The sequence below is a fragment of the Lachnospiraceae bacterium genome (assembly GCA_022794035.1).
Lineage (GTDB): Bacteria > Bacillota > Clostridia > Lachnospirales > Bianqueaceae > CALWPV01.
This window is the reverse complement of the sequence record JAAWDX010000005.1, coordinates 58515-76742: the sequence shown is the minus strand read 5'-3', so window position 1 is coordinate 76742 and position 18228 is coordinate 58515. Positions and strand designations below refer to the sequence as shown.

The following is an 18228-nucleotide window of genomic DNA, read 5'->3' as shown; positions in this document are numbered from 1 at the left end:
GCCTTACTCTCCGCAAACCGTAATCCAATATCCTAATAAAATAAAGGGAACAAACGGAACCCTTCCATCACTCTCCTTGTCTAACAGCCATATCCCTACGGCTACTAGACCTAAGAGCATGGCCGCACTGCCTATGCTCTTACAAAATATTTCCGGCGGCCAAAAAAGCACCAAAACAATGAGCAGCCATACATCCCCTCCCCCCAACTGCTTTTTCTTTTGAAAATAGATTCCGCATGCGCCAATTAGCGCAGCAAAAAAGAAAGAAAACAGCTGCAGCTGCCATGCAAGATGGGCAAATTCCCATATCCCTCCTATCGAAAGGATCAGTAACAATACAACCGGCAGCTTTTTAGTCCACACATCAAAAACTCCCAACCCTATTAAAACAGCCTGCATCATGAGTCCCATGAAAAATTTCCTTTTCCCTCCTGACAAAGTCCGCACCCTGTATATCCCTGCTGAAGTGCCTCTTCTATCCTCATAGATGAAAGCTGCGGATACAGATAAGCACATCCTTGTCTATGATAATGCTCTCCTTTGATGGTCATATACACAATCACCTCTTGCTGCGGATGACAGCGCTCACAGGCCTCTCGCCCCTCACCTTGCGCTTGCTGTCGTACCTGAGCAACGATATCCTTCTGAATTAGATAACACTCCAGGCTATGATAATGAGCTCCCTGCCCTATTCGGTATACGATCGTCTCTGTTGATGCATTCTCTGCTTTTTCTTGCTCAAACCGGGCATCCTCTCCAACAAATGTATGGTACACTCTTTCTATTTTGGCATCCGGGAGCCTCCAGAAAGGAAGAACTATATTCCACTTAAAGGAAATGACGCCTCTAATGAGTCTTTTCCTTCCATCTTTCGTATAAAAAAATTGGCTTTCTGAAAAGGAAATCCCCTGCCATCCGTCTAAAATCCCCCATCTTTCCAATTGCTCCTCTTGAATATGATTTTTAAGCTTTTTCTTTAAAAGATACTGTCCTGCTATATTAAGTGCCTCTGCCTCCAGCATTTCCTTTCCGCTATCTAGATCTCGTAGCGCCATATATTTTTCCAGTACCCCTTTAAGTTCCTGTACCTCTTCTGCCTCTATCGGCACCTTATCGGCCTCCGCCGCATTCTGTTCCGGAAGTATCAATAAACGCTCCAGCACATAAGCCTCCACTGCCATCTCACGAAGGCCTTTGTCTAAAGCAGCTTCTAATATACTTTGTATCAGCAGCCCATACAGCAAATAAATAAATGGCAGGATAACTGCAATAACCCATGGAAATATTAAGGCCGCTTCTACTACCATTGAACCTCTAAGGTGCTTACCGATAAAACTCATATTGATATGCCCCCGAAAAGCTTCTCTCTTTTCCCCAATGCTGCACCGCTCCTTCTATAGAAAATCCGGTTATATATTCATCCATGCTTTTCTTTTGATGATTCAAATACAATAAATCCTGAATGCGTGACAGCAGCGTTTCCTGCCCCACCATATAAAGCAGCAGCCTCATATAATGCTCATAGGAGAGACCGCCTTCTCTTCTTTCGGTTTCATCTGAAAAATCCATAGATATGATATTGCTCAGGCTTGTCTGCCAGCTTGCTTCTGTTTTCCATATGGGAATCCCACCGCCCTGTAACAAAGTACGGTAATCCGCAATTGCTTCTCCATAGCTCCAGGCTGCCAGCAGCACTCCAAATGCAATTCCATTTCCAATTCCCGGAAGTAAAATTCCGCCTACTGTGTTTGCAATTGCCTCAATTTCTAAACGCTTTTCTGTGTCAGTCAAAAGATAAGCCATATTTAGGACAACCCGCAGCCCTATAAGCCGCTGCCGGCTCCCCTCTACATTTCGATATTCATTTGCCTTGCCCACGATTAGATATTCAATCTCATTAGATAAATACCGATTTTCCTTTTCCTCTCCTCGTAAATTGTACGGCGCTTTTCCCTCTTCCTTGTCCAATATCTCCCGCAGATTTTGAAAAGTACCCATTGCGTATTCTGTAATTAAAAATAACTCTTTAAATGAACCATCCAGCCCTATATCTCCTATCTCCTGCCCTTCGTTATTCTCCTTTTCTATCAGCCCCAGATCAAGCTCTTTATTAGGGGCAAAGCGGCTGATATCCTCCGTATACCCCTTTAAATAAGATAAAAGCCCTGTAAAATCCCATGAGTTTTCCTTTTCTCGATATTCATAGGGCAGATGAATGGATCGCTCATAATTACATAATTGATTTACCGTTTCTATTGCCCTTTGGTGATGTTCTCCTGCCTCCTTTAACCAAGTCTGAATTGCCTGAGATGCTTCCGCACATAATTTTGCATTTTCCTCCCAGCACGCTCGGTATGACTGTAGCTGAACCGTGGTAACCGGTATTAAATCCGTATTTTTCAGTTTTTCCAGCTCTCCTTCCAGCCCATAGCTAAGCTGCACTGTTTCTCTGCATATGGCCGCAGTCTGATCTAATGCATAATATGCCTTTTCTAATACGGCAACATCTTCCACACTTGGCTGCTGCGGGCCTACCGCTGCCTTGACTTCCTCATAAGCAGGATCTGCCTTCAGCAGCAAATTGATACTAAATGGATTTTGATATCCATCTTGGCGAATCCCTTCTAAGTTAGTCACCATCTGCGCATAGATATTTTGAATCCACTGCAGCTGCGCCATGTCCTGCCACTCATTTTCTTCTGTCACCTGTTTATCCTTTTCCTGCACCTGTTGCAGCAGACTCACTGCTTCTTCTATGAAATTCAAAAAGCCTCTGACTTCCATGAAAGCTAAAATCTGCTGCTGCAAAACAGGCAGGCTCTGCAGACTCCTCACCTCCGTAAGCTCTAACGCAGTAAGCTCATAGGTCCCCCAGGCATGTCCGCAATTCTCATTTAGATAAAACCGAAGGCTCTGCTCCAATTGATCTTTTGGAATAACATATAAGCCATATTCCCTGACCCAAGCCTGATCATACTCTGCTAAGACCGAAAAAGCCGCTGCATCTATATCCCTTCGTATATCCGTTCTTATTAAAACCGACTTTCCTAATGTCCATATCCCATATAAAAAAACAAGTACAGAAAGAAAAATCATTGAAAAAAACACCGTTACACTGCCTTGACATACTTTCATAAACTGCCTTTTCACCTGTGATTCTCCAAAAACACTTTTCCTTTCTCCCAAAGGAAATCTACACGGTTTTTAAATCGCACCGGATTGATCTGACTATCCTTGCTCTGCACCGTCCACGGCAAAGAAATTAAGAACCTATACCGCAGCTCAAGCTTTATTGTGTATGACTCTTTGAACCAAGCTTCCTCCTTATGCCAGTTCGCTGCTTCTATTTGTACCGGCAGGGCAGCTGTTCTCTCCAATAAATATTCTTTCGCTCTCTGCATAGAGGTCTCTGGCGTTTCTCCCGACCTTCTCTGCTCTTCACAAACCATAAAGCTCTGCTCTGCAAGGCATTGTGTATACAGTCTATAGAAAACATAAAGACTGCCTTGCAGTACAAGAATGAAACTGATGAAAAGCAGAGGAAACAGGAGTGATAGTTCTACCGTAAGGCTTCCCTTCATCCAACAATCGTGCCAGGATCAAACACGCCTCCCTGATTAGAAATGTTGTCTAAAATACCGCTGACAAAATCAACAATCGTATCTTTAAACATAAGTGCCAAGCCAATCAGTACACAAATCAACAAAATAAGCTCAATCGTTCCGAATCCATCATTGTTTTCTACTATATTTCGTATTTTCCAATATGCTCTTCCCATCATTTTCCTTTCTTCGTAAAACGATTTATACCTGCATTGAAATCATTGCCGGGGTTAAGACAATCATTAAGATGACAATCAGCATCAGCATCAACGGAAACAGAAGCTTTGTATCCACCTCCTCTGATCTTTCCCTTACCTGTTTTTTGCGAAGCTCCCACGCCTCCTGATTAAGCTCCTTTAATCGGGAGATCAGAAATGCATCTCCTCTTTTCAAATTTTGAATCGCCAGTACCGCAAAGCGACGTGCCTGCTTAGAGCGGATATTGGCGATAAACTCCTCCAGCACCTCTCTCATCGATGCACCCGCTTGCAGCTGCCTGCTCTCCTGATAAATCTCCTCATACAATGGATTTTCCTCTTTTCCCTCTGCTCGCTGCTTTTGATAATCCTCTCCCAGCCTTTTCCAGGTAGCCGAAAAGCTCAGACCGGCTCCCAGCAAAATCACCAGCTCATTGATAAATTCAGGATAGGCCTGTTCTATTTGATACTGTCTATCCTTTATTTTTTGTTTATATTCTCTTTCCTGCTGCCAAAAAACAAATAAAGACAATAAGCTCAGGCATCCCAGATACGCATACGATGACGGCTTCCTTTTCGTCCAATAAAGAGATTCACCCAGCTCTGTCTCTGTGGGCAGCCGTACAACTCCTTCTTCTGTGTAATCTCCTGCCTGAGCTTTTTCGGCAATCATTTTTACTCGCTCCTCCGGCGATATCTCTGCAAGTGCCGGCGCCCACATCTGAACCTCAGTACTCCTGCTTTGCCCTGCTATGCTGCCGGTGATCCTTAACAGGATCGACTGCCGCTGCTTCGCTAAGGTCCCTACCCAACGACCGTTTTCTTTTAAAAGCTCTGGGGTAAGACTTTCATAAACCAGCGAAACCTCTTTCCACCGCGCCGGCAGTGATATATCCGCTAGCACAAGCCTCCCCTGCCATTCATTCTTCACATAAGCTAACCCCTCCTCCAGCCTCTTTACAGCTGCCTCCTCTGTAATAGCCTTTTCCGGGATGGACAGCGAAAATGTATGCTCCGCTGCGCCGTCAGCTCTCTCTAAAACTAAGGTTACTTCTTCTTTTTGGCTGCCACTTCCATAAATAGGTCTTTCCTGAATAGAATTAAATGTTTCCCCCTTTTGTTTCTCTGTTATGTGCATTCCCATCCAGACTGTATTGCAAAGAAGGAGGATCCCCACTGCTAATCCGCATCGCTTCCACCGGTAAAAGTAATACTGCTCCCTCCCTTCTTTTTCACTAGTAAGCTGACACAAAATAGAATATATACGCCGCTTTTGCATGCGCTTTTCCGAAATGGGCACATGATCCGAAATTGCCTTTCCGGCAGGCAGTAAGACTCGAAATACCAGACTCTCCTTCTTCCATTTTGCTTTTATTTTTCCTGCCTTTTTCCAGGAATATATGATCCAAACCAAAAGCAGCAGCTCCGCTGCCATACTGACAATCCACATTCCCCTTCTCCTATCTGCGCTTTCTTACATAGCAATATTGGATATCTTCTTAGACACCGCATAGCTGACCACGCTAAGTACCATACAAATTGTCATTACCAGCTTGCCTTGCAGAGAATCATAAAGCGGCTCCAGATAATCGGGTGACAGCAATAATAACAATCCAATCACCACAAATGGCATCACATTTAAAATTTTCTGCTCGGTCTTCTTTTTGGCTAAAATCACCTTTAATTCCATTTGAATTTCCATTCTCTCCTGCAGCAGATCAATCGTGTTTTCCATTACTTTGGCAATATCGCCCTCTGAGCGTTTACATACCTCCACCGTTCTGGCAAAGCTTTGAATCTCTTCTACACCGCTGCGTTTTCCAAATTCCCGCAGCCCCTCCTCAACCGGGATTCCTACCTGCAGCTGCGCGATAACCTCTTGCCACTCGCGATAAATATGCGGTGTCATCTCGGCATCCAGATCCTCCAGCGAGGCGGCAAACGCACCCTCCAGAGAACGGCCTGCTCTTAACGAAACGATAAGGCTATACAGCGCATCCTTAAATTCCTCCCGCAGCTGCTTCCTGCGCTTATCGATTAGATATCTTTTATAATAAAAGGGAGCAAAGATACCGCCTCCTGCGCATGCCAGCAAGACCATCCAGATATTTCGATAAAAAATGACCATGATCAGTGCTGCACCCGTCATGCCTAATAAACTGCTTAAGGCGTATTGTCTGATCTGCAGAGGATACCTTTCGTAATCGATCTTCTCATTCACTCCGCTTCCTCCTTGTACCATTGATTCTGATAAAAGACTGGCACTGTTTGAATTTCTCCGTTTTTATATCCTTTTACCCTGATCATTTCTGTAACCCTTCTTTGACCCGTTTTCCCCTTCTCTATATAGACCAACAAGTCAATAGCAGAGGCAATCTGCTGACGGATTGCCTGCAAGGGCATATCCGCTCCCATCAAAACCATCGTTTCAATTCGCATCAGCATGTTCCTGCAGTCATTGGCATGTCCTGTAGACAGAGAGCCCTCATGTCCCGTATTCATAGCCTGCAGCATATCGAGCGCTTCCTTTCCTCTTACCTCTCCTACAATAATACGATCAGGATTCATCCGCAGACTCGCTTTAATCAGCTCCTGCATAGATATCTGCCCCTTGCCGTCTGCACGGGCATTTCGGGTCTCCAGCGTCACTATATTTTCCAAACCGGCTAAACGAAGCTCCGCCGCATCTTCGATCGTGATGATGCGTTCCTCTCTGGGAATAAAGTTGGATAAAATATTCAGCAGCGTTGTCTTACCTGATGCCGTCCCGCCGCAGACAAAAATGTTTTTCTTTTGCTCAACGGCTGCTTTTAAATAATCGGCCATCTCTCTGGTCAGCGTTTGCCAGGCAATCAGATCCTCTATCGTAATCGGTTCAGTGCGAAAACGCCGAATTGTAAGTATCGGGCCATTTAGTGCAACCGGTGCCAGTACTACGTGCACCCGAGAACCATCTGCAAGCCGCGCATCGACAATCGGACTCGCTTCATTTACGCTCCGGTTTACATTGCCGACGATCTGCTGAATCAAATCCTCCAGACGCTGCCTGCTTTCAAATTTTTCTTGATATCGCCTCATCTGCCCATGTTTCTCATAATAAATATGATCGGGTCCATTGACCATAATATCTGTAACCTCTTCGTCTTCCATCAGCGGCTGCAGCACATCCAATCTGCGCAGTGCATAGAAAATACGCCGGCCAACCGCTATTCTCTCTCGAATTGGAATCCAGCTTTTTCTATGCTCCTCCCCAATCACCTGTAGGATTATTTTTCTTACGGCCTCATCAGTATAGGCATCTTCCTCCCGCACCCTTTCTTTAATTCTTTTTTTGCATTGCAAATATATATCTCTCAGCTCCATGCCGCTATGGTCTTTTTCAGACATCTGAAATACGCCGTTTCCTTTCTAAACCGCTTTTTTCCTTCACAGATTTCAAACAATTGCGCCTCCTCCGGAAGTAAAATCTCATTTTGTTTATTCCTTTCCCCGTATCGGCAAAAAACATCCGCGTGCTCCTTTTGCCGCTGTCTTGTCTGAACGTCCTGCCACTTTGCCTCCCCTTCTGCCCGAGCATCCATCAAATAGCAGAGCCGTGTGCTCTTTTCCAGAGCTATTCGCAGCGGCCGAATCATTTGACTATTCATATCCGCAATCACATATTCAAAAGCATCCTTTAGCATATTCATCCATCCATCTATCTCTTCTTCTGTGAGCTCCATCAAATCATCAGGATATAAACAGGGCGGCAGAAAATATACGCCGCTGCCCTGCTTATAGATCATATCCTGCAGCTACCTCCTGCTCTTCTGTGCCCCGTCCATCAAAAAGCAGTACAGCAAGTCGGATAATGTATATGCAAACGGATACTGATAATACAAAACCCATGCAGAGGGTCCCTCCAGCGGCAAATACAATACCTTTTTCCCTTCCTCCGCCAATGCCTGTGCCAGCCCCATGGCCAGTGTGCTCTTTCCGATTCCGCCGATAGCAGAGTACACGCTCACCCAGTCGCCTTCTCCTTCTTTCTCTGAATATGACTCCTCCCCCTCCTGCTCATACCGTTCCAAAATTGCCTTAGCAATCTGATGCCCCGACTGATAAGGATTCACCCCCTCCTTCGCCGAAACCAGCATCAGCCTGCCATATTTGGTTTCCTCTGTCTGACGATCGCTGAGTAAAATTCCCCGCCCATCCGGCAGAACCTCCTTCTTTCCTTTTGGAAATGCCTGCATCTGCCTGCCGTACCGCATATTTAAAAAATCAATCAGCCGCTTTGCATATTGTCTGTCCTGCAAATCCACCCACACCTGAAAGCGCTTCATCTACTGCTGTCCTCCTTAAAAAGCACCCGGAATCTCAAGGCCCATAGCTTCGCTGTAATTTGACAAAAGATTCCGGGCTCCAGTTGGCTAGAGATTGTCTCGAAGCCATGCACCACCTACAGCAAAACAAACCCATCATACTACCATGAAATCCTTTTGGATTTCCGTGACACGGTTTTTCACTGTACTTCTATTATCGTATTTTTTCTGCCAAAATCTATTTTTGTAAATAAAGAAAAGCAGCTTTTTTAGGGGCCGCCGGCAAAACCCTTTATTCTTGCCCGTTTAGCGCCACAGGCGCAATGTGCCCAGGCGACGCACCTCTGATGAAGTAGGCCATCAGCGGCTGCCCGCCCCGCGGGCCAACCTATTTTGCAAGAGCCTCCTGCAGTTTTTATGCAAATCGCTCACATTCTTCAAAATTTTCTTTTTGGCTTTGTGATAAAACGGGATTGACCAACTAAGGGGCGGCTGATATAATAACAAATTAAATTAGAATACGTAAAGGAGACTCTTACAATGGCTTATTATTTTTCCGAACCTTCCCACACCTTTAGCGAGTATCTGCTGGTGCCGGGATATTCCTCTTCTGAGTGCATTCCCAGTAATGTTAGCCTTAAAACTCCTCTGGTTAAGTACCGCAAGGGGCAGGAGGAGTGCCCTCTTAGCCTGAATATCCCGATGGTTTCTGCGATCATGCAGTCGGTATCCGGCGAAAAAATGGCCATTGCGCTGGCCACAGAGGGTGGCGTTTCTTTTATTTACGGCTCTCAGACGATTGAAGAAGAGGCGGCCATGGTGGCACGCGTAAAGAATTACAAGGCCGGCTTTGTTGCCAGTGACTCGAATATCAATCCTGAAGATACGCTGGCGGATGTGCTCGCGCTCAAGCAGGAGACCGGGCACAGCACCATGGCGGTGACAGAGGACGGCACGCCCACCGGCAAGCTGGTCGGCATTGTGACAAGCCGTGATTATCGTGTGAGCCGTATGGATCCTCAGACCAAGGTCAAGGAATTTATGACGCCGTTTGAGTCCATTATTTATGCTAAGGACGGCATTACCTTAAAAGAAGCAAATGATATTATCTGGGAGCATAAGCTCAACTCCCTACCGATTGTGGACGAGCACCAGCGCCTGAAATATTTTGTTTTCCGCAAGGATTACTCATCCCATAAGGAAAACCCCAATGAAATGCTGGATGAGCACAAGCGCTACATCGTGGGTGCGGGCATCAATACGCGCGATTATGCGGAGCGCGTGCCCGCTTTAGTAGAGGCCGGTGCAGATGTGCTGTGTATCGATTCCTCCGAGGGCTTTTCCGAATGGCAGAAGCTGACGCTCGACTTCATCCGTTCTAAATACGGCGACAGCGTAAAGGTAGGCGCCGGCAACGTAGTTGACCGCGAGGGCTTTTTGTATCTGGCTAAGGCAGGCGCTGACTTTATTAAAATCGGTATCGGCGGCGGCTCCATCTGTATCACTCGTGAGCAAAAGGGTATCGGCCGCGGACAAGCCAGCGCCGTCATTGAGGTTGCGCAGGCACGTGATGAATATTTTAAGGAAACCGGTATTTATATCCCGATCTGCTCCGACGGCGGCATCGTGCACGACTATCATATGACGCTGGCTCTGGCCATGGGTGCTGACTTCATGATGCTGGGCCGTTATTTCGCCCGCTTTGACGAAAGCCCCACCAATCGCATCATGGTGAACGGTACATATATGAAGGAATACTGGGGCGAGGGCTCCAACCGCGCCCGCAACTGGCAGCGCTACGATATGGGCGGCGACAAAAAGCTTTCCTTTGAGGAAGGCGTGGATTCCTATGTGCCCTATGCCGGCAGCCTGAAAGACAATGTCAACCTGTCCCTGAGCAAGGTAAAGCACACGATGTGCAACTGCGGCTGCCTGAGCATTCCTGAGCTGCAGGAAAAGGCCAAGATCACGCTCGTTTCTGCCACCAGCATCGTAGAAGGCGGCTATCACGACGTAACCCTTAAAAACAGCGAGCAGCCCAAATAAATAATAAACACTATTGACGCAAAGAGCCTGGTTCTCGGCATAACCAACCGTATGAACCAGGCTCTCTACCTCTTTTTAATGGAGAATAGTATGGATTTTCAAGCTTTCTATCAAGGTCAGACCATGGACGCCTATCAGTTTTTCGGCGCTCATCCCCATGCTGGCGGCACACAGTTTCGCGTTTATGCCCCAGCCGCCAGCCGCGTAACGCTGATGGGAGAATTTACAAACTGGCAGGAGATTGACATGCAGCGAAACAGCCAGTTTTATGAATATGACCATCCGCAGGCGGCTCCCGGTCAGCTCTATCACTACTGCATCTATGATCATGCCGGCACCCGTGTGCGCCACTCTGACCCCTATGGTTTCAGTATGGAGCTGCGTCCCGGTCTTTGCTCGCGTATTGTTGATCTGAACGACTATACCTTTCATGATCAAAAATGGATGAAAAAACGAACACGCTGCTTTCATGACCCGCTCAATATCTATGAGCTGCATTTCGGCTCCTGGCGTACCAATCCGGACGCCCCAAACGGCTGGTACAGCTATGAAGAGCTTGCCGAGCCCCTCATCGCCTATCTGAAGCAAAGCCACTACACGCATGTCGAATTCATGCCGCTCTCCGAGCATCCCTTCGATGGCTCCTGGGGCTATCAGAACACCGGTTTTTTCAGTCCCACCTCGCGCTATGGCACGCCGCGGCAGCTCAAATCCCTCATCGACCAGCTGCATCAGGCCGGTCTGGGTGCTATCCTCGACTTCGTGCCCATTCATTTTGCCGTCGATTCCTACGGTCTTCATCAATTTGACGGCACAGCGCTCTACGAATATCCGCACCACGATGTAGGCGAAAGCGAATGGGGCACCTACAATTTCATCCATTCCCGCCCTGATGTGTGCTCTTTCCTGCAGTCAGCCGCCAATTACTGGCTCAGCGAATACCACTTCGACGGACTGCGTATGGATGCCATCAGCCGTGCTCTGTATTGGCAGGGCGATCCCGCCAGAGGCGTCAACCATGCCGCGGCTGCTTTTCTTCGGAATATGAATCAGGCTCTTCATGAGCTTCATCCGTCTGCCATGCTCATCGCAGAGGATTCTACCAGCTATCCGGGCGTTACTGCCTCTGCCGCCTCCGGCGGTCTGGACTTTGATTACAAATGGGATCTGGGCTGGATGAATGACACGCTTGATTATTTCAAAAAAACGCCGCAGGAGCGGCCGCAGCATTATCATAAGCTTACCTTTTCTATGATGTATTATTATAACGAACGCTATCTGCTGCCCTTTTCCCATGATGAGAATGTGCATGGCAAGGCCACGATCCTGCAGAAAATGCAGGGGGACTATGAAGATAAATTTCCTCAGGGGCGTGCGCTCTATCTGTATATGATGACGCATCCAGGAAAAAAGCTGAATTTCATGGGCGGTGAGATCGGGCAGCTGCGCGAATGGGATGAATCGCGCGAGCAGGACTGGGATATCCTGCGCTATCCGAATCATGACAGCTTTTATCATTATCTGCGCCGGCTAAATGAGCTCTATATGACGCATCCAGCCTTGTATGCCGCCGATCATGAGCAGGAAGGATTTCAGTGGGTGGACTGCCATGAGGAGGCGCTCAGCGTGTATGCTTTTTTGCGTCATACCGAAAAAGAAAGTCTATTGGCAGTCTTTAATTTCTCGGATGAACCCCGGCATGCCTTTAGCTTAAAGCTTGCCGGCAAATCTCGTCCGGCTTTGCTGCTGTGCAGCGATGAAGAATGTTTTGGCGGTCAAACGGCTGAGCCAAAAAAGCTTTTTACCTATCAAAAAGGGCAGCTGATGCTGGATCTGCCGCCCTTTAGTGGTCTGCTCTTTAAGCTTTGAGCCTCTGTTATTCGTATTGCTTGAGCACATCGAGACCGATCTTGGTCTGCTCCTGATAGAAGGCCGGCTCCTCGTTCTCATCTTCGCCTTCATAATAAGCGCCCAGCAGAAGATAGAACACGTAATCGCCGATCTGATAGACCTCTGACTGTTCGATCTTGGCCAGATTCATGGGATAGTTAAATCCGGATTCTATATTGGCCTGCTTATAGGCTTCCAGCGCATTTTTGACATTGTCGGCATTCCCCTCTGTTGCCTTGATGGCAATAAAGGTATCCACATGCGCGCTCATTGCCGGCCCTTCAGCCGTAAATTCTTCGACCCATTCTGGCTTTATGCCGTATATCGTCTCCAGAATCTGTGAATCATAGGGCATGGAGGGCAAATAGTTTTCTCCGTATGCTTCTTTGATCTGCGCGTGAACCTCCTGCAGGGAGATGTCCTTTGGCGCGCTGCAGCCGATCATGCTCAGTGACAGCAGCAGGCCGCATATGAGGGCGAGCCCTTTTCTTTTCTTTTTCATTGTAAAAATCCTCCGTTTACAGACTGAAATTTTGTCCTTGCCAATTTTAAGGTGCAATGCTATAATGGTCTGTAATCTGTTTTCTGTAGCATTATACCGATATTTCCATCATCTGTCAAATGCTGCGCGGCAGATAAAACTAGTATCATCAAATTAACTCAGGAATATAACCTGAGCAAGAAAGGAGTTTTAATGTGGACTGTGTTTTAATCCGTGAGCTTTTTAAGAAGCCTGATCAATATGCGGATCAAACCATCACTGTCACCGGTTGGGTGCGCAGTATTCGGGACTCTAAGTCTCTGGGGTTCATCGTGCTTCATGACGGTACCTCTTTTAACACTTTACAGATCGTATACGAGGAGTCCAAGCTGAATAATTTCAGTGAAATCAGCCGCTTGCCCGTTGGTTCCTCTATCATTGTGACCGGACGGCTTGTGATGACGCCCCAGGCCAAACAGCCTTTCGAGCTTCAGGCCGCTTCGGTTGAAATCGAAGGACTTTCGACTCCCGACTATCCTTTGCAAAAAAAGCGGCATTCCTTTGAATACCTGCGTACAATTGCACATTTGCGTCCTCGCTCCAACACGTTTCAGGCCGTATTTCGCGTGCGTTCTCTGGCGGCCTTTGCCATTCATCGTTTCTTTCAGGAGCGTGATTTTGTTTATGTTAATACGCCGATCATCACCGGCAGTGATTGTGAAGGCGCCGGCGAAATGTTTCGCCTGACGACGCTTGATCTTGCCTCCGTGCCCACCGGCGAAGACGGAAAAATTGACTACAGCGAAGACTTTTTCGGCAAAGAGGCTAACCTTACTGTCAGCGGTCAATTAAACGGCGAGACCTTTGCTACCGCCTTCCGCAATATCTACACCTTTGGCCCTACCTTCCGTGCTGAAAACAGCAATACGCCGCGCCATGCGGCCGAATTCTGGATGATGGAGCCTGAAATCTGCTTTGCAGATCTTGCCGATGTGATGCAGCTCGAAGAGGATATGCTTAAATATGTAATTCGCTATCTGCTTGAGCATGCCGCTGATGAGCTTGCCTTCTTTAACGGCTTTGTAGATAAGACGGTTTTAGAGCGTTTGAACACCATTGTGAATAAAGACTTTGTGCGCTGCTCTTATACAAAGGCCATTGAAATTCTGCAGGCGAGCGGCAAGCAGTTTGATTACAAGCCCGAATGGGGCTGCGATTTGCAGACAGAGCATGAGCGCTATCTGACGGAGGTTGCCTTTGAGGGTACACCGGTTTTCGTTACGGATTATCCAAAGGAGATCAAATCCTTCTATATGCGCCTCAATGATGACGAAAAGACCGTTGCTGCAGCCGATCTTTTGGTTCCCGGTGTCGGAGAGCTTTGCGGCGGCAGCCAGCGTGAGGAGCGTCTGAACATTTTGGAAACGCGCATCCGTGAGCTTGGCATGCGCGAAGAGGATTACTGGTGGTATCTGGATCTGCGCCGCTATGGAAGCGTACGTCACGGCGGATTTGGCCTTGGCTTTGAGAGGCTCATTATGTACGTCACCGGTATGACCAATATCCGCGATGTAATTCCTTTCCCGCGTACCGTCAACAATCTGGATTTTTAAAATCATTTTCAAGCAAAGAAAAGGAACCGAAACTTCATGCTCCGGTTCCTTTATTAATTGAGGTTTATTATTAAAACGCTATATGAGTGAAACCGGCTAGGAAGAAAACGATAGGAATGGTGGATAATAATTTTCTTGTATAAATAGCTATATCGTGGCATAATATAAGTAAGAAAATCTTACCTAAAAGGAGTAAAAATTAAATGAATACACAGATATTAACCGTTTCTTCAAAAGGACAGATTTCCCTCCCGGTCAGCATTCGTGAACGCTTGTCAATTGATACCGGAGATAAGTTGGTTGCATATGCCTCCGGAGATGTTATCATGCTTAAACCATTAAAGCTTCCCTCCGCAGAAGAATTTGAAGCAACGTTAGACGAGGCACAAAAATGGGCAGCAACTGTTGGCTATACCGAAAATGACGTTAATGATATCATTAAATCTTCAAGAAGGAAAAAAAGAACATGAGAATTGTTATAGATACTAATGTTTTAATCTCAGGTGTGTTTTTTGGTGGATTTCCCAGAAAAATTCTCAGCTCTATTGTCAACGGGAAAATAACAGCTTATGCTACGTTTGAAATTATTAATGAATACGAAGAAATTATACAGGAGATGATTGACCGAAAGCAAGGACACATAAATAGAACAATTCTTATTCCATTAATTAAAACTATGGAAATAATTGAACCATCCTCCCATATTGAAATATGTCGCGATTCAGATGATAATAAATTTCTGGAATGTGCAAAAGATTCCCATGCGTTGTATATTGTCAGCGGCGATAAAGACTTGCTTATCATTAAAGAATATGAGAATATCCAGATTATTACAGCTAAAGATTTCTGTGAAAAATATTTACTTGATTAATTCAATGAAGAAATTTTTACATTCATCTGTGCTTATCAGTCAGATGGTTTTATACAATGAATTCGGCAATCAATAAAACGAACTCCCTTCTTTATAACAAGCTCTGCATAACTTGTTTTTAGAAGGGAGTTGATTTACGTTCTTATTTTTTCGATTTGGGCTCAAAAATTACCGAGGCCAGATAACCAAACAGAATCGAGGCGCCCACGCCGCCAGCTGCTGCCTGATAGCCGCCGGTGAAAATACCTAAAATTCCTACTTCCTGCACTGCTTTCATTACGCCCTTGGCCAGCGTATATCCAAACCCTGTCAGAGGCACAGTGGCACCGCAGCCTGCAAATTCTACCAATGGCTCATATACGCCGAGACCCGTCAGTATGGCGCCAGCGGCCACAAAAATCACAACAATCCGCGCTGGTGTAAGCTTCGTTCTTTGTAGGATGATCTGTCCCACGATGCAGATCAGTCCGCCCACGATAAATGCCTTAATATATTCCATCGCGTCAGCTCCTTTCCGCCGTGCGGCAATATCCTTTGGTCTCAATCACGACCGCATGAGCGATACAGGGAATGCTCTCTCCCTGCTGACTGCTGAGCGGTGATAGAAGCGCTCCTGTAGGGATAAATAAAATCCGTCCCAGCTTGCCGCCGCGCAGCTTTTTCATCAAATAGCCGGTCAGCGTAACCGCGCTGCAACCGCAGCCGGAGCCGCCCCCATGCGTATCCTGCTCTTCCTTGGCATAGATGATTGTGCCGCAGTCACGGTAATGCCCCTCCAGGAGATATCCGTCCTTCTCCATCAGCTTCTGCAGGAGCTCGGCTCCATAATATCCAAGATCACCTGTGAAAATGCAGTCATAATCCTCCGGAGTGCGCGAAAAATCCTGAAAATGCGCTAGCATAACCGCTGCAGCCGCCGGAGCCATCGCTCCGCCCATATTAAAAGCGTCCTTGATGCCATAGTCCACGATTGCTCCCGTGGTCATGCCGCTCACCACAACGGTTTGACGACCGTCCTTCCTCTCGGACTCCTTGCGGCCAAGGATCACGCTCCCGCTTCCCGTCACCGTCCATGTGGCATACAGCGGCCTTTGCGAGCCATAGCCCAGTGGCGTTCTAAACTGCTTCTCCGACGTACAGAAATGGCTTGATGCTTCCGCAGCCGCATAATCGGCAAAGCCGCCGTCAATCAGCATAGCCGCGAGCCCCATAGACAGCCCCATCGTTGAACACGCGCCATAGGCGCCAATAAAAGGAATGTTTAGATCCCTTACTCCGAAGTGTGTTGCGGTCAGCTGATTGAGGAGGTCTCCGGCTACCAGATAACGAATTTGTTCCTTAGATAGCCCCGCTTTCTGAATGGACATCTCCAGCGATTGCTGCACCAGCTGACTCTCCGCTTTTTCCCAAGACTCTGCTCCATTTTTCTCATCCTTCCATACGGTATCAAAAAAGCTGCCGAGCGGGCCTTCGCCTTCCTTAGGCCCTACCACGCTCGCTTCTGAAATAATCACAGGCGGATTTTCAAAAATCACACTCTGCTTGCCAAGCATCTTTCCCACGTTAAAACCTCCCTATGATCCAATACGCCAGCCCCACCAGCGATGAGGCAAGCGTTCCGTACACCAGCACCGGGCCGGCAATCGAAAACATTTTTGCGCCCAGCCCCAAAATAAATCCCTCTTTTTTGTATTCAATCGCCGATGAAACAATGCCGTTAGCAAAACCGGTAATCGGAATAATCGATCCGGCGCCAGCAAAATGCCCCAGATTGTCATACCATCCGATTCCCGTTACAAAGGCTCCCAGAAAAATCAGCGTGATGCTGGTCCAGATCCCCGCCTGTTCTGTTGTCACACCGTCTATTGTCAGCGCAAAATTGCGGATACACTGCCCCAATACACAGATCAGTCCTCCCACTAAAAAAGCTTTTAGGCATCCAAGCCATAGGTTCGTCTGCGGGGAGATCTGCTCCACCCACATTTGATATTGCTGCTTCTCTACTTTCAATTGAATCCCCCTTCCTTTTATTTCAATATAAGAAATCCCGGCACAAAGAAATAAATCAATGCCCCGACCGTTTTGCCGGCAGCCAGCACCAGCATGAGCCAGGGAATGCTTTTAGCTACTTTTAAACGGCGGCACATGATGGGAATGACGTCCAGCACCTCGGCAATGGCCACTGCCAGACATCCTACAAACACGCCGTATCCTATGCCAATCGGAACCTCGACCCATCCCATGTCCGTCAGCAGATGATCACCCAGCATAGTCAGCGTGCCAATCACACCGCCCCAGCTAATCACCGATTCATACAGCAGAATATGCTTGGCCGTCTTAGTCCTCTGCACAAGCCGCGGCACAATCCCGATGATGACAATAAAGGCAAATACGCCGCCTGAAATCACAATGCCGGAGGCAATGCCAAATAAACATAAGCCTACCTCTCTCATTGCTGCTGATTCTCCAGTTCATCTACCACAGCGTCATCAATCTGTTTTTTATAGGCGACAAATTCTACCTGCACCGGCGTTGGATCGTCGGTCAGCTTTTTTCTGCCAAAATGATTAAAGAAGCTCATAATGCCAATTGCGATTCCGGCTGCATAAGAAATGATGAGAAGCACCGGTCTGTCCGTTTCCTCTCCGGTGAAAATTGTATGCACAATTTTAAGCACATCCGGCACAGAAGCATCATTATGAAAGGTCATGATGGCAAGCGCGGATCCAAAAAACAAAATGATGCACACGAGCAGAACCTTCAAAAATTCCACGCTTTTTTTTGGCTGCTTCATCTCGGGCGCATACATGATCATCGTATCCAGCTCGCCTACACAGTCAAGCGTCACATTGGGATTGACCTTGCGAATCGCTTTGGCAATATCTAAAAAGCTGGCGTACAGCTTCTGCTCTTGGTCCGGCTTTTTAACGCGCATGACCACGACCGGCAGCATCTGCTCCACCAGCGTCTGATCTCCCTCCAGCTTCGCCAGATCCTGCACGGTAATTTCCTTTTTGCCAACGACCTTTGCCTGTTTTGACGGCTTCACATATAGGGTTTTATCTGCTGACATCGTTTTCATCCTTTCCGAAACTAAACTGTTTCCAGTTTTCCACAAAGAGATATAAAATATACACCTCCAAAAGCATCTTGCTTTTGAAGGTGTATTGTCAGTTTCTCCGATTCTTTTTATTTTACTTTTAGATACTCAGCCATCTTATCCA

The 18228-nt window shown here is 47.0% G+C and carries 21 protein-coding genes; 5 read left to right on the top strand and 16 right to left on the bottom strand.

The annotated features are described in order from the left end of the window. Positions 1–3 precede the first annotated feature (3 nt). The 10 genes from HFE64_05065 to HFE64_05020 all read right to left on the bottom strand — a co-directional run bounded on the left by HFE64_05065 (position 4) and on the right by HFE64_05020 (position 8124). Positions 4–411, bottom strand: coding sequence for an ABC transporter ATP-binding protein (locus HFE64_05065; GenBank protein ID MCI8632835.1), 408 nt, complete (start codon positions 409–411; stop codon positions 4–6). Beyond that, entirely contained in the window at positions 399–1340 is a 942-nt protein-coding gene (locus HFE64_05060; GenBank protein MCI8632834.1) for a pilus assembly protein, read from the bottom strand. The genes HFE64_05065 and HFE64_05060 overlap by 13 nt, the downstream gene beginning before the upstream one ends. Next, positions 1324–3135 (bottom strand): hypothetical protein, encoded by a 1812-nt coding sequence (locus HFE64_05055; protein ID MCI8632833.1) that lies wholly within the window; start codon positions 3133–3135, stop codon positions 1324–1326. The genes HFE64_05060 and HFE64_05055 overlap by 17 nt, the downstream gene beginning before the upstream one ends. 11 nt (positions 3136–3146) lie before the next feature. Then, complete coding sequence (locus tag HFE64_05050) at positions 3147–3449, bottom strand: hypothetical protein (GenBank protein ID MCI8632832.1); 303 nt, start codon at positions 3447–3449, stop codon at positions 3147–3149. A 128-nt stretch (positions 3450–3577) separates the two neighbouring features. After that, entirely contained in the window at positions 3578–3781 is a 204-nt protein-coding gene (locus tag HFE64_05045; GenBank protein MCI8632831.1) for a hypothetical protein, read from the bottom strand. A gap of 22 nt (positions 3782–3803) precedes the next feature. After that, entirely contained in the window at positions 3804–5249 is a 1446-nt protein-coding gene (locus tag HFE64_05040) for a hypothetical protein (protein MCI8632830.1), read from the bottom strand. Between the two features lie 24 nt (positions 5250–5273). Next, positions 5274–6020, bottom strand: coding sequence for a hypothetical protein (locus HFE64_05035; protein MCI8632829.1), 747 nt, complete (start codon positions 6018–6020; stop codon positions 5274–5276). Further along, positions 6017–7186, bottom strand: a complete 1170-nt coding sequence (locus HFE64_05030; protein ID MCI8632828.1) for a CpaF family protein — start codon at positions 7184–7186, stop codon at positions 6017–6019. Before HFE64_05030 ends, HFE64_05035 begins: the two co-directional genes overlap by 4 nt. Then, entirely contained in the window at positions 7153–7584 is a 432-nt protein-coding gene (locus HFE64_05025; protein MCI8632827.1) for a hypothetical protein, read from the bottom strand. The genes HFE64_05030 and HFE64_05025 overlap by 34 nt, the downstream gene beginning before the upstream one ends. Before the next feature lie 9 nt (positions 7585–7593). Next, positions 7594–8124, bottom strand: coding sequence for a hypothetical protein (locus HFE64_05020; GenBank protein MCI8632826.1), 531 nt, complete (start codon positions 8122–8124; stop codon positions 7594–7596). Between the two features lie 519 nt (positions 8125–8643). Between HFE64_05020 and HFE64_05015 the strand changes: the two genes are divergently transcribed. Beyond that, positions 8644–10149, top strand: a complete 1506-nt coding sequence (locus tag HFE64_05015; protein MCI8632825.1) for an IMP dehydrogenase — start codon at positions 8644–8646, stop codon at positions 10147–10149. A gap of 90 nt (positions 10150–10239) precedes the next feature. After that, positions 10240–12018 carry a 1,4-alpha-glucan branching protein GlgB gene (glgB, locus tag HFE64_05010; protein MCI8632824.1) on the top strand — a complete coding sequence of 593 codons (1779 nt, stop codon included), beginning with the start codon at positions 10240–10242 and terminating at the stop codon, positions 12016–12018. 7 nt (positions 12019–12025) lie between these two features. On the opposite strand, the gene HFE64_05005 is transcribed toward glgB, so the two are convergent. Continuing rightward, positions 12026–12541: a DUF4358 domain-containing protein gene (locus HFE64_05005; GenBank protein MCI8632823.1), complete on the bottom strand. Its 516-nt coding sequence runs from the start codon at positions 12539–12541 to the stop codon at positions 12026–12028. 194 nt (positions 12542–12735) lie between these two features. Between HFE64_05005 and asnS the strand changes: the two genes are divergently transcribed. The 3 genes from asnS (at position 12736) to HFE64_04990 (ending at position 15004) form a co-directional block, all read left to right on the top strand. After that, the gene (asnS, locus tag HFE64_05000; GenBank protein MCI8632822.1) at positions 12736–14133 is read left to right on the top strand and encodes an asparagine--tRNA ligase; all 1398 of its coding nucleotides are present in this window, start codon (positions 12736–12738) and stop codon (positions 14131–14133) included. A 203-nt stretch (positions 14134–14336) separates the two neighbouring features. Further along, entirely contained in the window at positions 14337–14603 is a 267-nt protein-coding gene (locus tag HFE64_04995; protein MCI8632821.1) for an AbrB/MazE/SpoVT family DNA-binding domain-containing protein, read from the top strand. Then, a complete protein-coding gene (locus HFE64_04990; GenBank protein MCI8632820.1) occupies positions 14600–15004 on the top strand; it encodes a putative toxin-antitoxin system toxin component, PIN family in 405 nt (134 codons plus the stop codon). The genes HFE64_04995 and HFE64_04990 overlap by 4 nt, the downstream gene beginning before the upstream one ends. A 142-nt stretch (positions 15005–15146) precedes the next feature. Here the strand turns inward: HFE64_04990 and spoVAE are convergent, their stop codons facing one another. From spoVAE to HFE64_04965, 5 genes are read right to left on the bottom strand one after another with little or no spacing between them, the layout of a single operon-like run. Beyond that, the gene (gene spoVAE, locus HFE64_04985; protein MCI8632819.1) at positions 15147–15503 is read right to left on the bottom strand and encodes a stage V sporulation protein AE; all 357 of its coding nucleotides are present in this window, start codon (positions 15501–15503) and stop codon (positions 15147–15149) included. Positions 15504–15507: 4 nt separating this feature from the next. Next, positions 15508–16557 carry a stage V sporulation protein AD gene (spoVAD, locus tag HFE64_04980; GenBank protein ID MCI8632818.1) on the bottom strand — a complete coding sequence of 350 codons (1050 nt, stop codon included), beginning with the start codon at positions 16555–16557 and terminating at the stop codon, positions 15508–15510. A 10-nt stretch (positions 16558–16567) separates the two neighbouring features. Next, positions 16568–17020 (bottom strand): stage V sporulation protein AC, encoded by a 453-nt coding sequence (gene spoVAC / locus HFE64_04975; protein MCI8632817.1) that lies wholly within the window; start codon positions 17018–17020, stop codon positions 16568–16570. 11 nt (positions 17021–17031) lie between these two features. Beyond that, complete coding sequence (locus HFE64_04970; protein ID MCI8632816.1) at positions 17032–17457, bottom strand: stage V sporulation protein AB; 426 nt, start codon at positions 17455–17457, stop codon at positions 17032–17034. Then, positions 17454–18077, bottom strand: a complete 624-nt coding sequence (locus HFE64_04965) for a hypothetical protein (GenBank protein ID MCI8632815.1) — start codon at positions 18075–18077, stop codon at positions 17454–17456. The genes HFE64_04970 and HFE64_04965 overlap by 4 nt, the downstream gene beginning before the upstream one ends. Between the last annotated feature and the right edge of the window lie 151 nt (positions 18078–18228).

Coding starts and splice junctions, on each gene's coding strand:
- HFE64_05065 (MCI8632835.1), bottom strand. CDS start 411: ATGGGACTCATGATGCAGGCTGTTTTAATAGGGTTGGGAGTTTTTGAT.
- HFE64_05060 (MCI8632834.1), bottom strand. CDS start 1,340: ATGAGTTTTATCGGTAAGCACCTTAGAGGTTCAATGGTAGTAGAAGCG.
- HFE64_05055 (MCI8632833.1), bottom strand. CDS start 3,135: ATGAAAGTATGTCAAGGCAGTGTAACGGTGTTTTTTTCAATGATTTTT.
- HFE64_05050 (MCI8632832.1), bottom strand. CDS start 3,449: ATGGTTTGTGAAGAGCAGAGAAGGTCGGGAGAAACGCCAGAGACCTCT.
- HFE64_05045 (MCI8632831.1), bottom strand. CDS start 3,781: ATGATGGGAAGAGCATATTGGAAAATACGAAATATAGTAGAAAACAAT.
- HFE64_05040 (MCI8632830.1), bottom strand. CDS start 5,249: ATGTGGATTGTCAGTATGGCAGCGGAGCTGCTGCTTTTGGTTTGGATC.
- HFE64_05030 (MCI8632828.1), bottom strand. CDS start 7,186: ATGTCTGAAAAAGACCATAGCGGCATGGAGCTGAGAGATATATATTTG.
- HFE64_05025 (MCI8632827.1), bottom strand. CDS start 7,584: ATGATCTATAAGCAGGGCAGCGGCGTATATTTTCTGCCGCCCTGTTTA.
- HFE64_05020 (MCI8632826.1), bottom strand. CDS start 8,124: ATGAAGCGCTTTCAGGTGTGGGTGGATTTGCAGGACAGACAATATGCA.
- HFE64_05015 (MCI8632825.1), top strand. CDS start 8,644: ATGGCTTATTATTTTTCCGAACCTTCCCACACCTTTAGCGAGTATCTG.
- glgB (MCI8632824.1), top strand. CDS start 10,240: ATGGATTTTCAAGCTTTCTATCAAGGTCAGACCATGGACGCCTATCAG.
- HFE64_05005 (MCI8632823.1), bottom strand. CDS start 12,541: ATGAAAAAGAAAAGAAAAGGGCTCGCCCTCATATGCGGCCTGCTGCTG.
- HFE64_04995 (MCI8632821.1), top strand. CDS start 14,337: ATGAATACACAGATATTAACCGTTTCTTCAAAAGGACAGATTTCCCTC.
- HFE64_04990 (MCI8632820.1), top strand. CDS start 14,600: ATGAGAATTGTTATAGATACTAATGTTTTAATCTCAGGTGTGTTTTTT.
- spoVAE (MCI8632819.1), bottom strand. CDS start 15,503: ATGGAATATATTAAGGCATTTATCGTGGGCGGACTGATCTGCATCGTG.
- spoVAD (MCI8632818.1), bottom strand. CDS start 16,557: ATGCTTGGCAAGCAGAGTGTGATTTTTGAAAATCCGCCTGTGATTATT.
- HFE64_04970 (MCI8632816.1), bottom strand. CDS start 17,457: ATGAGAGAGGTAGGCTTATGTTTATTTGGCATTGCCTCCGGCATTGTG.
- HFE64_04965 (MCI8632815.1), bottom strand. CDS start 18,077: ATGTCAGCAGATAAAACCCTATATGTGAAGCCGTCAAAACAGGCAAAG.